Annotated in this window: 10 protein-coding genes and 2 pseudogenes; 8 read left to right on the top strand and 4 right to left on the bottom strand. The window is 72.3% G+C overall.

Going from position 1 to position 13,483, the window contains the following annotated elements:
• Window positions 1-78 precede the first annotated feature (78 nt).
• Window positions 79-1,011: an SGNH/GDSL hydrolase family protein gene (locus tag ACWD3O_RS23595; RefSeq protein WP_451410228.1), complete on the top strand. Its 933-nt coding sequence runs from the start codon at window positions 79-81 to the stop codon at window positions 1,009-1,011.
• On the opposite strand, the gene ACWD3O_RS23590 is transcribed toward ACWD3O_RS23595, so the two are convergent.
• Window positions 1,001-1,666: a TetR/AcrR family transcriptional regulator gene (locus tag ACWD3O_RS23590; RefSeq protein ID WP_451410229.1), complete on the bottom strand. Its 666-nt coding sequence runs from the start codon at window positions 1,664-1,666 to the stop codon at window positions 1,001-1,003. The two genes, ACWD3O_RS23595 and ACWD3O_RS23590, sit on opposite strands and share 11 nt — an antisense overlap.
• 267 nt (window positions 1,667-1,933) lie before the next feature.
• Between ACWD3O_RS23590 and ACWD3O_RS23585 the strand changes: the two genes are divergently transcribed.
• The 4 genes from ACWD3O_RS23585 to ACWD3O_RS23570 all read left to right on the top strand — a co-directional run bounded on the left by ACWD3O_RS23585 (window position 1,934) and on the right by ACWD3O_RS23570 (window position 7,176).
• The gene (locus ACWD3O_RS23585; protein ID WP_451417251.1) at window positions 1,934-3,463 is read left to right on the top strand and encodes an ABC transporter substrate-binding protein; all 1,530 of its coding nucleotides are present in this window, start codon (window positions 1,934-1,936) and stop codon (window positions 3,461-3,463) included.
• A 64-nt stretch (window positions 3,464-3,527) separates the two neighbouring features.
• Window positions 3,528-4,469, top strand: a complete 942-nt coding sequence (locus ACWD3O_RS23580) for an ABC transporter permease (protein WP_451417250.1) — start codon at window positions 3,528-3,530, stop codon at window positions 4,467-4,469.
• Window positions 4,466-6,292, top strand: a complete 1,827-nt coding sequence (locus ACWD3O_RS23575) for a dipeptide/oligopeptide/nickel ABC transporter permease/ATP-binding protein (RefSeq protein WP_451417249.1) — start codon at window positions 4,466-4,468, stop codon at window positions 6,290-6,292. The genes ACWD3O_RS23580 and ACWD3O_RS23575 overlap by 4 nt, the downstream gene beginning before the upstream one ends.
• Entirely contained in the window at window positions 6,289-7,176 is an 888-nt protein-coding gene (locus ACWD3O_RS23570; RefSeq protein WP_451417248.1) for an ATP-binding cassette domain-containing protein, read from the top strand. Before ACWD3O_RS23575 ends, ACWD3O_RS23570 begins: the two co-directional genes overlap by 4 nt.
• 468 nt (window positions 7,177-7,644) lie before the next feature.
• Here the strand turns inward: ACWD3O_RS23570 and ACWD3O_RS23565 are convergent, their stop codons facing one another.
• Both ACWD3O_RS23565 and ACWD3O_RS23560 read right to left on the bottom strand, forming a co-directional pair.
• Window positions 7,645-8,226, bottom strand: coding sequence for an ASCH domain-containing protein (locus ACWD3O_RS23565; protein WP_451417317.1), 582 nt, complete (start codon window positions 8,224-8,226; stop codon window positions 7,645-7,647).
• A 75-nt stretch (window positions 8,227-8,301) separates the two neighbouring features.
• Window positions 8,302-8,421: pseudogene (locus ACWD3O_RS23560) on the bottom strand (helix-turn-helix domain-containing protein); the annotation flags it as partial.
• A gap of 532 nt (window positions 8,422-8,953) precedes the next feature.
• Here ACWD3O_RS23560 and ACWD3O_RS23555 point away from each other — a divergent pair.
• The 3 genes from ACWD3O_RS23555 (at window position 8,954) to ACWD3O_RS23545 (ending at window position 13,121) form a co-directional block, all read left to right on the top strand.
• Window positions 8,954-9,997 carry a 2-oxoglutarate and iron-dependent oxygenase domain-containing protein gene (locus ACWD3O_RS23555; protein ID WP_451410234.1) on the top strand — a complete coding sequence of 348 codons (1,044 nt, stop codon included), beginning with the start codon at window positions 8,954-8,956 and terminating at the stop codon, window positions 9,995-9,997.
• A 200-nt stretch (window positions 9,998-10,197) separates the two neighbouring features.
• Window positions 10,198-11,652 (top strand): amidohydrolase family protein, encoded by a 1,455-nt coding sequence (locus tag ACWD3O_RS23550; RefSeq protein ID WP_451410235.1) that lies wholly within the window; start codon window positions 10,198-10,200, stop codon window positions 11,650-11,652.
• Window positions 11,646-13,121 carry a nucleobase:cation symporter-2 family protein gene (locus ACWD3O_RS23545; protein ID WP_451410236.1) on the top strand — a complete coding sequence of 492 codons (1,476 nt, stop codon included), beginning with the start codon at window positions 11,646-11,648 and terminating at the stop codon, window positions 13,119-13,121. Before ACWD3O_RS23550 ends, ACWD3O_RS23545 begins: the two co-directional genes overlap by 7 nt.
• Window positions 13,122-13,294: 173 nt before the next feature.
• On the opposite strand, the pseudogene ACWD3O_RS23540 reads toward ACWD3O_RS23545, so the two are convergent.
• Window positions 13,295-13,372: pseudogene (locus ACWD3O_RS23540) on the bottom strand (potassium-transporting ATPase subunit C); the annotation flags it as partial.
• Window positions 13,373-13,483: the final 111 nt, after the last annotated feature.

The following is a 13,483-nucleotide window of genomic DNA, read 5'->3' as shown; positions in this document are numbered from 1 at the left end:
GAGCCGCGCCGTCCCGGGACGGGAACCACGTCCCGCGGCCGGGCGTCCCCTCTCCTGCTCGCGAAACGAGGAACGGTCATGCCCGCCTCCGATCAGCACCCCGCCGCGCTCCCGGGCGGCCCCGGCACCTCCCGTCCGGCGACGCGCGCCGCACTCGCGGCCGCCGCTGCCGTCGCGCTCCTGGCCGCAGCGGCCCCCGCCGTCTCCGCGGCGCCCGCGGAAACCCGCGCCGCCGGGCAGGTGGCCGAAGAAGTCCGCTACGTCGCGCTCGGCGACTCCTTCAGCTCCGGCCCCGGCGTTCCGGTGCAGACCGACACGGCCTGCGGACGCTCGTCGAACAACTACCCGTCCCTGGTGGCCGCAGCGGTCGGCGCGTCCTCGTTCACCGATGTGACCTGCGCGGGGGCCGCCACCGCGCACATGACGGCAAGCCAGGAGTCGGCGCCGCCGCAGCTCGACGCGCTGCGCCCCGACACGACCCTGGTCACCCTGGGCATCGGCGGCAACGACCTGGACCTGACCGGTGTGATCACGCGCTGTGTGGTCCTGGGCTACGTGGCCCCCAACGGCTCGCCCTGCAAGCAGAGTTACACCCTGTTCGGCACCGACCAGATCGGCACCCGCATCAACGGCACGGCGCCGAGGATCGACGCGATCCTCCAGCAGATCCACTCCCGGTCCCCGCAGGCGAAGGTGCTCCTCGTGGGGTACCCGACGCTCTTCCCCGACGACGGCACGGCCTGCCGGGCGACGGTGCCGCTCGCCACCGGCGACTTCCCCTGGATCAGGGACAAGGAGAAGCAGCTCAACACGATGCTGGCGCAGCGGGCCGGCGCGCACGAAGCCACCTACGTGGACACCTACGGCCCGTCCGTCGGGCACGACGTGTGCAAGCCGGCGGGGGTGCGCTGGATCGAGCCGACGGACACCGCGGAAGGGGCAGGGTTCCATCCCAATACGGCCGGGCACCGGAGCATGGCCGATGCGGTTCTCTCGTCCCTCACCCGCTGATCCCGTTCTCCCGCGCCCCGTTCGCGGAACAGAGGCCGAGCCGGCGCAGGAAGTCGGTCACCAGCTCCTCCATCGCCACCGACTCCGGGTCCAGCAGCCACTGGACCTGCAGACCGTCCAGCAGTGCCAGCAACTGCCGGGCCGTGACCTCCGGGTCGCCCTGGACAGGCGGGACGGCCTCGGCCTGCAGGGCCCGGACCAGGACGGTCGCCTCCTCCCGCAGAACGCGGTAGCGCTCCTGGAAGTAGTGATGAGCGGGATGCCCGGGGTCGGTGGCCTCGGCGGACAACTTCGCGTAGAGGGCGACCAGCCCGGGCGTCCGGCTGTTGCGCACCACCAGACCGATCAGCCTGTGCAGCCGCTCACCCGGGGCGGGTTCGGGGGTGCCCGGGTGGGTGATGCCGGGGAAGACCGACTGCGCGTCGATCCCGTCACGGCGTCTGAGCACGTCCAGCAGCAAGGCGTCCTTGCCGGGGAAGTGGTGCAGCAGCCCGACGTGGGACAGTCCGGCGTGCGCCGCGATGTCGCGCAGCGACACGGCGTTGAAGCCGGAGCGGGAGAACAGCTCGGTCGCGGAGTCGAGGATGCGGGCCCGCGTGCGCTCGCCCTTGGGGGAGCGGGACGGCACATGCTCGGTCTCGGAGGGGTCGCTCAACTCTGCGGTCTCCTGCTGTCGTCGGGGCACTGCGCGGCCGATGCGCCCGCCCTGGGCGGGCCGTCGCACAGCACGTTACGGCCCCGCGCCCGACGGCGCCCGGGCCGGCAGGCCCGAACGGTCGCCGCGCACGGCGCCACCTGAACTTACCAACTGGTCGGTTCCACCGGCGGAAAGACCTACCAACTGGTCGGTTCCGCATGTAAGCTCACCGCCAATCTCGGCCGGGACCCCTTGTCCGGCCGCCCTCCATACGGAGCGAACCTCATGAGCAGATCCACCCGAAGCGGTGCCGTCGCCGCCTGCGTGGCGGCCACCCTCGCCCTCGCGGGATGCACCGGCTCCGGCCCTCAGGACGCCGGCTCGTCGACCCTGGACATCGCCACCCTGACCTTCCCGCAGAGCCTGGACCCCTCACAGGCCGTCGGCAGCGCCCTGCCCTTCTTCCAGGCGACGTACGACACGCTCGTCAAGCGGGAACCGGACGGCGACTTCAGCCCGATGCTCGCCACCGAATGGGACTACAACGCCGACCGCACCGAGCTCAGCCTCACGCTGCGCAAGGACGTGAAGTTCGGGGACGGCACGGCCTTCGACGCGGCCGTGGTCAAGGCGAACATGGAGCGCTTCAGGACGGGCGGCGGCGCCGACGCGAAATGGCTGAACGACCTGGAGTCGGTGCGCGTCGTCGACGACACCCGCGTCACGCTGAAGCTCAAGCAGCCCAACCCCGCCATGCTCTTCTACCTGAGCGACGCGGCCGGACTGATGGCGAACCCGGCGAAGTTCAAGAAGGCCGACAGCCTCAAGACCACACCCGACGGCACCGGTCCCTACCGTCTCGACAAGGCGAGGACCACCATCGGCACCAAGTGGGTCTACGAGCGCAACAAGGACTACTGGGGCGAACGGCTCCCGTACGACACCATCACGATCAGCTTCTTCGACAACGAGACGGCGGTCACCAACGGCCTGAAGACCGGGCAGGTGAACGCGGCCCTCCTGCAGACCGCCGACCAGCAGGTCAGCATCGAGTCCCACCCCGGGATCAAGACGGAGAAGCAGGAGTTCGACTTCCAGGGGCTGCTGCTCTTCGACCGCGACGGGAAGCTGACTCCGGCCCTGAAGGAGCCCCGCGTCCGCCAGGCGCTCAACTACGCGATCGACCGCGAGACCATGCTGAGCGCCATCCGCCAGAACCGCGGCAAGGTCACCAGCCAGGTCTTCGGCCCGGACACCGAGGGCTACGACGAAGCGCTGGACACCCACTACGCCCACGACCCGGCCAAGGCGAAGGAACTGCTCGAGGAGGCCGGTTATGCCAAGGGCTTCACCCTGAAGCTCCCCCGGATCAGCGCGATCGTCAACGACGCCCTCGCCTCCTCGCTCACCACCGACCTCAAGGCCGTCGGCGTCGACCTGGTCTGGGACGAACTCGACGGCGGCTCGGCGATCCAGAAGGTGTTCACCGACCGCGCCTACTCCGGCATGGTCATGAACATCGGCCAGTCCGCGTCCGACTGGGTCGTGGTCAACGAGCTGGTCACCCCCGGCGCCTTCAACATGTTCGGCACCAGCGACTCCACCGTGCGCGAGCTGATCCCCGCGGTCCAGACCGGCACGGGCGAGAAGGCGGAACAGGCCGCGCGGGAGCTGAACCGGCACCTCGTGGAGCAGGGCTGGTTCGTGCCGTTCTACCGCATGACCTACCTGCACGTGTCGGACGGCAGTGTGGACATCACTCCCCAGTCCGGCATGGCCGTCCCGTCGATCTACAACTACGCCCCCGCCGAGTGAGACAGCTCCAGGGGGCGGGCCACCCGGTCCGCCCCCCGGCGGCCGGTCACGGATACCGAGTGCCATGCTGAACTTCATCGCCCGCAGGCTCACGTCGGGGGCCCTGCTCCTGGTCGTCGTCTCCTTCCTTTCCTACCTGCTGCTGTCGATCTCCGACACGGACGTCGGCCGGCAGCTCCTCGGCCAAGGCGCCGACCAGGCCGCCGTCGACGCCAGGAACGCCGCCCTCGGCCTGGACCGGCCGGTCCTGGCCCAGTACGCCGACTGGCTGGCCCACGCCGCCCGCGGCGACCTGGGCACCTCCTGGTTCACCAGCGAGGACGTCGGCCGTGCCGTCACCGGACGGCTGCCGGTCACCGCCAGTCTGATGCTGAGCGTCACCCTCGTCACCACCGTCGTGTCGTTCCTGCTCGGCGTCTGGGCGGGCGTCCGGCGCGGCCCCGTCGACCGCTTCGTGCAGATCCTCGGCGTCGTGGGCTACGCCCTCCCCGGCTTCCTGGTGACGCTGGTCGTCGTCCTGGTCCTCGCGGTCGAGCTGAACTGGTTCCCCGCCATCGGGTACACCGCGTTCACCGAATCGCCCGCCGGCTGGCTCTCCACCATCACGTTGCCGGTCCTGTCCCTGTCGGTGGCCTCCGTGGCCGGCGTCTCGCAACAGGTGCGCGGCGCCGTGATCGACGTGCTGCGGCAGGACTACGTCCGCACCCTGCGCGCCCGCGGCCTGCCGTTCTCCCGGATCGTGCTCCGGCACGTCCTGCGCAACGCGTCGGCGCCCGCTCTCTCGGTCCTCGGCATGCAGTTCGTCGGCCTGCTCGGCGGCGCCGTGATCGTCGAGCAGATCTTCGGCCTCCCCGGCATCGGCAGCATGACCGTCACCTACACCGTCCGCGGCGACATCCCCGTGATCATGGCCCTCGTCATGCTCACCGTGATCGGTGTCGTCCTGATCAACCTCCTGGTCGACATCGTGATCGCCTGGCTCAACCCGAAGGTGAGGACCTCATGACCGAGAGCCTCCCGGCCGACCCGCCGCCGCCCGCGCGGCGCGGCGTCGTCGGACCACTCCTGCGCAACCCGCTCGGCGCGTGCTCCGCCGCCGTGCTGCTGCTCCTGGTCGTCGCCGCGGTCCTGGCGCCCCTGCTCGCACCCCAGGACCCCGCCGCCTCCTCGCTCGGGAACGCCTTCGCCGCTCCCGGCGGCGCGCACCCGCTGGGCACGGACTCCGCGGGCCGCGACATCCTCTCCCGCCTTCTCCACGGCGGCCGCAGCACCCTCGGCGGAGCGCTGATCGCCCTCGGCATCGCCCTCCTCCTCGGCGTGCCCTCCGGCCTCTACGCGGGCTACCGCGGCGGCTGGTTCGACTCCGCCGCCGACTGGGTCGTCAACCTCGTCATGGCCCTGCCCGCCATGGTGGTGCTGCTCGCCTCCCGCGCCGTCCTCGGCCCCAACGTCTGGGCCCTGATGGTCGTGCTGGGGGTGCTCGCGGCGCCGAGCTTCTTCCGCCTCGTCCGCGGCATCGTCACGGGCGTCCGGGCGGAGCTCTACATCGACGCCGCCAAGGTGTCGGGGCTGTCGGACCCGCGCATCGTCGCCCGCCACGTCCTGATCGTGGTGCGGGGCCCGGTCATCATCCAGGTGGCGCTCGTCGCCGGCATCGCCATCGGCCTCCAGGCCGGTCTGGAGTTCCTCGGCATCGGCAGCGGCTCGGCCCCCACCTGGGGTGCGATGCTCAACGAGGCGTTCCAGAACATCCAGCGCGCGCCGCTGCTGATGCTGTGGCCCGGCCTCGCCCTGGGACTGACCAACGGGGCCCTCGTCCTGTTCGCCGGAGCCCTGCGCGACAGCCTGGAGGAACGCGACGGGGCATCGGCGCGGCCCCGCCGGGCCCGTCGCGTTCCCGCCGCCCCGGCGCCGGCCGGCCCGGCCGGCCCGGCCGGCTCCCCGGCGTCCGCCGGCTCCGCCGTGCTCGATGCGCCGGCGCCCTCCGGCCGCTCCGCCCTGCTCTCGGTGCGCGGGCTAACCGTCGCCTACCGGCGGCCGGACGGCACCGACAAGGAGGTCGTGCACGGCGTAGACCTCGACGTGCGCGCCGGTGAGATCGTGGGCCTCGTGGGCGAGTCCGGCTCGGGGAAGACCCAGACCGCCTTCGCCGTGCTCGGCATCCTGCCCGACGGCGGACACGTCGGCGGCGGCAGCATCACCCTCGCGGGACAGGAGCTCGTCGGTCTTCCCGAGCGCGCGCACCGCGCCCTGCGAGGCGGCACCGTGGCCTACGTGCCGCAGGAGCCCATGAGCAACCTCGACCCCTCCTTCACCATCGGCAGCCACCTCACCGAACCGATGCGCCACGTCCTCGGGATCTCCCGCGGGGAGGCCACCCGCCGCGCCGTGGACCTGCTGCGCCTGGTGGAGATCCCACGCCCCGAACGTGTGATGCGCCTGTACCCCCACGAGATCTCGGGAGGCATGGCCCAGCGCGTCCTGATCGCGGGCGCGATGTCCTGCGACCCCGAACTCCTCATCGCCGACGAGCCCACCACCGCCCTCGACGTGCGCGTCCAGGCGGAGGTGCTCGACCTGCTGCGGCGGCTGCAGAAGGACCGCGGCCTCGGCGTGCTCCTGGTCACCCACAACCTCGGCGTCGTCGCGGACCTGTGCGACCGGGTCGCCGTGATGAGCGCGGGACGCGTGGTGGAGACCGGCAGCGCCGAACAGGTCATCCACGCGCCCCGGGCGCCCTACACCCGCACCCTGCTCGACGCCGTCCTCGACAACGCGCCGGCGCGGGCCCCCTGGCAGCCCCGAGAGGTGAGGAGCACCCCCGCATGACCGTCGCCGACGCCACCGCCCCCGCCGAAGCGACCGTCCCCGACGAGGACGTCCTCCTCCGGGTGCGGGACCTGCGGGTCTCCTTTCCCGGCCGGAGCCGTCGCGCACCGCACACCGAGGTACTCAAGGGCGTCTCCCTCGACATCCGGGAGGGGGAGACCCTCGGCCTGGTCGGCGAGTCCGGCTCGGGGAAGACCACCATCGGCCGCGCGATCCTCGGGCTCGTCCCCGTCCGCTCCGGCAGCGTCCTCTTCGCCCAAGAGCGCCTCGACCAGGCCGGCGCCGCCCGCCGCCGCGCGCTGAGCCGCGACCTCCAGGTCGTCTTCCAGGACCCCTACACCTCCTTGAACCCGTCCCTCACCATCGGCGACATCCTCGCCGAGCCCCTGCTCGGCCAAGGCGTCGACATCCGCGAGGCGCGCGGCCGGGTCGGCGACCTGCTGGAACGCGTCCGCCTCCCCGCGGACGCCGCGTACCGCCTGCCCCGCGAGTTCTCCGGCGGTCAGCGCCAGCGCGTCGCCATCGCCCGCGCGCTGGCCCTGCGCCCGCGGCTGGTCATCTGCGACGAGCCGGTGTCCGCCCTCGACCTCACCACCCAGCGCACCGTCCTGGACCTCCTCCTGGAGATCCAGGAGGAGACCGGGGTGGCCTACCTCTTCGTCACCCACGACCTGTCGGTGGTGCGGTTCATGAGCCACCGGGTGGCGGTGATCCGCGACGGGAACCTCGTCGAGGCGGACGACGCCCGCACCGTCACCAGTGAGCCGCGGCACCCCTACACACGGGCCCTGATGCTCTCCGCCCCCGTGGTGGACATCGCCGAGCAGCGCCGCCGCCGGGAGGCCGCGCGGCGCCTCCAGCGACACACCCCGCCCGACGCCTGACCGCCCGCCACACCCTCGACCAGGCGGGGCGGCGGGGAAGGTGTGGCGCAGGCTCGGGCACGACGAGTGGCAGCCGCCGACGGAGGCACGGGACACCCCCGACGGCGACCGCCTGTACGTGGTACATGCGGAGCAGGCCCGCAAGCGCCGAAAGGAACGCGAAGCCGCGGCCCGGGAGCAGCCGAAGCGCAGGCGAAGAAGAACCGCCGCCTGTTCGGCCACCGCCGGCAGCGGGGGAGGCCGGGCCCGCCGCCCCTGCCCGGGCGTCGGCGGCGGCAGGAAAGCTGACAGGACGAGGTCACCGAGGTGTAGCTGCGGTTCGCGACCGGCTGTTCACGGCGAGGGAACAGGGTGCGACCTCACCGGTGCTCCGGCATGCCGGGGGCACGACGACGCGCCCGGTACCGTCACGCACCTCAGCACGATGGGCGGCATCCATGGTGGCGCGTTGGCGGCACCCCTGCGGTGTCACGGTGACGTGACGAGCCGGAAGCGCAGGCACACCAGTGGGGTGTCCTGGCCGACCGGGGTGCCGATGGATTCCCAGAAGCGCTGGTGTCCGGCCCGCCATTCGTCGAGTGACCGGTCGCCTTCTCCTTCGGCGGCGGCGTGTTCCCACGGGACGCCGGCGAAGGGGGTGACCTGGACGCGGGTGATCTCGATCGTGGCGACTCCGTGTCCGTCGTTGTCGAGGAGCGCCAGGCGTTCGCCTTCGAACTCCAGCCCCTCGGTCTCCTCGACGTATTCCGCCAGCAGCCCGGTGGTGGCGGTCTTCCTGCCGGCCAGGACGAGGGAGTTGAGCCGCTCCCGCATCTCACCGGCCGTGCCCAGTTCCAGTGCCCGCATGCCGTTCACCCGTGGCCACATTCCTGCGTTCCTCCCGAGCGGTTCCCGTCCGGCGTCCGTCAGCCGTCCGTGCCGGATGGTAGACGTCCGTCCTCCGCACGCGATCACCGGGTTCCGGCCTGGTCGGTGGGAGATCCCCCGCCCACCGCTCCGGTACGAGCGCGCCGTCCTCGTCGGCGCGGTGGTCCGCGAGCAGCCGCGCACCACCGCCACCGCCGCCGTGGTGCGGGGCCGGGTGACGATGACCCGCTCGACGTCCGCGTAGGTGATCTCGCGCGGGACGCCCGGACGCGGGTCGTCGCACAGGCCGTCCAGGCCCCGTTCGAGGAGACGGCGTCGCCAGGTGCGGACGGTGTCCGGGGCGATCCGCAACCGCGGGGACACTTCCATGATCGAGTGTTCCCCGGCGCACTCCGGCGAATCTCCGACTCAGGTCAGTGGGAGCCGGACCCCCGGGCCGGTGGAACGGAGGGGATCATCATGAGGCGGGTACTCGTCGGCGCCGCCCGCGGCCCGGCCCAAGACGACTCGGCGGACGGGTGCCCGGTGTCCGTCGAGCGGGAGGGCCCACCGGCCGGCCGTGAATCCCTGGGTCGGGGCCGGTGGCGCGAGTCGGGAAGGCCGTGAGCCGTGTCGTCGCTGAGCCCGGCTCACGGTTACAGCACCGTCATCTCGTGTCGCGTGCCTGAAACACGTGCGCGCCAGACTCTCCGCATCGCGCAGCCGGTTCCCCGGTCGGGGTGCCTCCCGCTCCGAGAACCGGCTGCCAGCTCACGACGTCTGCGGCAGCAAGGCCGTGGCGACCGTGCCCGACCGGGTCCGTGGCCCAGGTCGGTGGAAGCGCCGGGGGCGGTGACCGCGCTTCGTTCACCCGCTCGCACGGACGGCGTCCCAGGGGTCGGCCGTGTGGCTTTCCACAGGGAGAACCACGTTGAACACGCACACCGACAGCATGCCGGGGTCCCCCGCTCCCAGCGGCACCGCCGCCCTGACCGCCGAGGCCGAACTGGCCAGGGAGCGGGAGATGGGCGCGGACAACGGCGGGATGGCCGAGCGCGAGATCCGGGTCATCGACCTCGGTGACTTCGACGACCGGCGTTCCGAGATCGCCGACCAACTGTGGCAGGCGGCCACGGAGCTCGGCTTCTTCCAGCTGAGCGGTCACGGCATCGACCGGCACGAGACCGACGCCGCCTTCGCGGCCGCCCGCGCCTACTTCGCGCTCCCGCCCGAGGTGAAGGCGGGGCAGGCCCTGCGGCCGGGGAGCAACGCGGGCTGGGAGTACCGCAGCCAGGTCCGGCCGTCCACCGGCACTCCGGACGAGAAGGAGTCCTTCCAGCTCACCCGCCCGCGCATGGCCGGCATGTGGCCCCGGGAATCCGAACTCGCCGGTTTCCGGGCCACCCTGCTCTCCTTCGAGGCCCGCTGTCACGACCTGGCCATGCGCGTCTTGAGCTGCTTCGCCGACCGGCTCGGCCTGCCCCGGGGGTTCTTCGCCGCACGGCACGATCCGTCGGCCCCGGACCACCAGTCCACCCTGCGCCTGCTGCACTACTACGCGACGAGCCGTGAGGCGGCGGTCCGCGCCACGGCCGACAATTCCTGGCGTGCCGGTGCCCACACCGACTTCGACTGCCTCACCCTGCTCTTCCAGCGCGAAGGCCAGGAAGGGCTGCAGGTCTGCCCGGGCCGCGAGGCCGGGGAGCGCCGCTGGACCCCGGTCCCGGCCCGTTCGTCCCTGATCACCTGCAACATCGGTGACATGCTGGCGCGTTGGAGCGGCGACCGGCTGCCGTCCAACTTCCACCGGGTCGCCCCGCCGCACCCGGACGGCGATCTCGGCCCGCGCTACTCGATCGCCTATTTCGCGCAGGCAGACGGAAGCGCCCTCATCACGGACCCGGACGGCGTCCACGCGCCCGTCACAGCAGCGGACTACCTGCGGCAGCGCATCGCCGCGAACTTCGGGGACTGACGACTCATCCTGCCACGGGTCGCCCCCCCCGCGGCAGGAGGCCCGGGCGGTCCGCTCCGGACGGCCCACGACCGCGCGGAGCGGACCGACCGGCTCCGACCGGCTCCCCTGCACCGCTCCGCCGGTGGCGGTCCCCACGTCCCGGCGCTCCCCCGCACCGCTCTCCCTCCCACCGTCCTGTAGCCACGAGGAGCTCCGCCATGCCGTCCCCGCCCCTTGACGCGTCCGCCGCACCCCACGACTGCGACCTGCTGCTCACCGGCGGCCACGTCCTGACACCCGATCCCGAGAACACCGGCCGCACGGTCATTCATGAGGACGGCGCGGTCGCCGTCGCCGCCGGGCGGATCGTGGCCGTCGGCCCCGCAGCAACAGTGCGGCGCACGTTCCGCGCCCGCCGTCACATCGACTGCACCGGCAGGGCCGTGCTGCCGGGCTTCACCGACGCGCACACCCACCTGTTCCAGTCACTCGCCCGCGGTCTGGGCGACGGCATAGCGATCTGGCCGTGGCTGCGCACGTTCATGTGGCCATACGCCATCGCCGTCACCCCGCAGGACGCCCGGGTCGCCGTCCGGCTCGGAGCGGCGGAGGCAGCGCGGGCGGGCATCACGACCGTCGTCGACCACCATTACGCACCGACGGACACCGAGACGGTCCTCGCGGTGGCCGACGCCATCGAGGAGATCGGGCTGCGCGGCGCGGTGGCCCGGGGCATGCTCGGCGACCGTACGGCCGTCGCGGAATCCCGCGGCCTGCCGACCGCCCTGTACAGGTACTCCACCGCCGAGGAGCTGAGGATCACCGCCGAGTGTCTGGCTTCCCGCCCGGCCGGCTCCCGTGTCCAGGTCTGGCCCGCCCCCCTCAACCTGTCCTACGGCGATCAGGACCTGGTTCACGGCGCCGTCGAACAGGCCCGGGGGGCCGGCGTCCGCTGGCACACACATTGCAGCGAGGGGGCGAAGGACCCCGAAAGCTACCTCGTCGCCTACGGCATCCGTCCGGTCGCCTGGCTGGAGAGGGAGGGCTTGCTCGACACGCGTGCGACCCTCGCCCACGCCGTCTGGCTCGACGAGGAGGAGATCGCGGCGGTCGGCGCACGCCGTGCGAGCGTGGCCCACAACCCGGTCTCCAACGCCTCTCTGGCCTCGGGATCGATGCCGTTGGCCGCGTTGCGCGCCGCCGGGGCGACCGTGGCGCTCGGGACGGACGGTCCGTGCGCGGGCGGTAGGCAGGACATGTTCGAGGTGATGAGGCAGATGCTGTTCACACAGCGCCTGGCCACCCTCGACCCTGCGTCGGTGTGCTGCGAGGACGCGCTGACCGCCGCGACGCTCGGCGGCGCACGCTGCACCGGGGCGGCACCGGGCGCGGGCCTCATCGCACCGGGCGCACCGGCCGACCTGGCCGTCGTCGACGTGTCGAGCACGGCCCGCCACACCCCCGTGAACCGCCTCGACGCGCATCTCGTCCACACCGCGCAGTCCTCCGACGTCGTGATGACGATCGTCGCGGGCGAGGTGGTCTTCGAGGACGGCCGGTGCACCCGGATCGACGAGGAAGAGCTGTACGCCCACGCGCGGGAGCACGCGGCCGCGCTCACGCGTCGCGCCGACGCCACGGACCACACTTTTCAGGGAGCCCTCTCATGCTGACGACGGACACCGGCAGGAAGACATACCCGAAGCCCTCCGACCCGGTCGAGGAGGTCCCGCCCCTCTGGCGCCTCGGGCTACTCGGTCTGCAGCACGTCCTCGCGTTCTACGCGGGTGCGGTGGTGATGCCCCTGCTCGTGGCCCAGGGCATCGGCCTGCCGCCCGACGACGTGGCGCGCCTGGTCAACTCCTCGCTCCTGGCGTGCGGTATCGCGACGCTGCTCCAGGCCGTGGGCCTGCCCGGCATCGGCATCCGGCTGCCGGTCGTCCAGGGCATGTCCACCGCCGCCGTGCCCTCCCTGGTCTCCGTCGGGCTCGCGGCGGGCGGCGCGACGGCCGGCCTGCCGACGATCTTCGGCGCGGTGATCGCCGCCGGCCTGGCGCTGTTCCTCGTCGCACCGGTGTTCTCGCGCCTCGTGCGGTTCTTCCCGCCGCTGGTAACCGGGACGATCGTGACGGTTGTCGGCATCACCCTGATGACGGTGGCGGCCCGGCAGGTCGGTGGCGGCGACCCCTCGGCCCCCACCTTCGGCACCCTGAGCCACCTCGGGCTGGCAGGTGTCACCCTGGCGGTGATCCTGCTGTTGACGAAGGTGGCGCGCGGCTTCGTCGCGACCCTGGCCGTCCTGATCGGCCTGGCCGCGGGGACGACGGTGGCGGCGGCCGCCGGGAAAACGGACTTCTCCGGTATCGGCGAGGCCGGCTGGTTCGGGATGACGGCACCGTTCCACTACGGCGCGCCCCGCTTCGACCTCCTCGCCGTCCTCGCCGTGGTGCTGGTCATGGTGATCATCGCGGTGGAGTCGATTGGGCAGTTCTTCGCGATCGGTGAGATCACCGGCCGCGAAGTCGAGGGCCCGGACATCACCCGCGCCCTGCGCGCCGACGGGGTCGCGACCGTGCTCGGAGGGCTTTTGAACTCCTTCCCGACCACGGTGTATTCGCAGAACATCGGCCTGCTCCAGCTCACCCGGGTGAAATCGCGCTGGATCGTCGCCGGGTCCGGCGTGATCATGTTGGTGCTCGGTCTGGTGCCCAAGGTGGGGGCGGTCGTCTCGGCCATGCCGGCGCCGGTCCTCGGCGGGGCGACGATCGTGCTCTTCTCGACCATCGCGGTGGTCGGGTTCCACATCCTCGGGCAGACCGACCTCACCGACTCCCGCAATACGATCCTGGTTGCCGCCAGTCTGGGCATCGGTTTCCTGCCCACCGCGTTCCCGCAGTTCGCCGAGCACATGCCGACCCGCCAGCTGCGGGCGCTCTTCGAGAGCGGCATCATGCTCGGCACCCTCAGCGCCGTCGTGCTCAACCTGTTCTTTCACCATCTCGGCCGGCACCGTCCCGACCCGGTGGTGCCGACGCCTTCTACGGACGCCGGACCGGTCCGCGTGCCCGCCTCGCCCGCCGCTCCGGCCACCCAGGACCCAGCCGGCAGCGAGGAGGCGACCGCCGGCACCGCTCGCCGGTAGCGCTCGGCGGATGCGGGTGCCACGCGCGGGGTCCCCGGCCGAGGGCCGACTCCGTGACGGGGCGCGACGGCCGCTGGGCAGCGCGTCGGCGGACGTCGGACTCCTGTCAGCGCCTTGAGAGCGACGTCGAGGGCGAGGGCGTTCTCCCGGGGCCCACCGATGAAGCCCAGGACTCGGCCGCCGGTGTGGTCCGCGACGAGTTCCCGCATCTTCCTGACGTCGAGGCCGTTCCTCTCGGCAACCCGGTGGATCTGAAGGCCGGCGTACGGCCGACTCTCCTGCGCCCCCGGGCCACCTCGATGAACTTGTCCTTGAGCTCGAACGGTGACAGCTGCGCGAAGGAGCGGATCTCCTCGCGCGTG

It is taken from the genome of Streptomyces sp. NPDC002640 (assembly GCF_053592575.1).
This window is presented reverse-complemented; position numbering and strand designations above follow the sequence as displayed.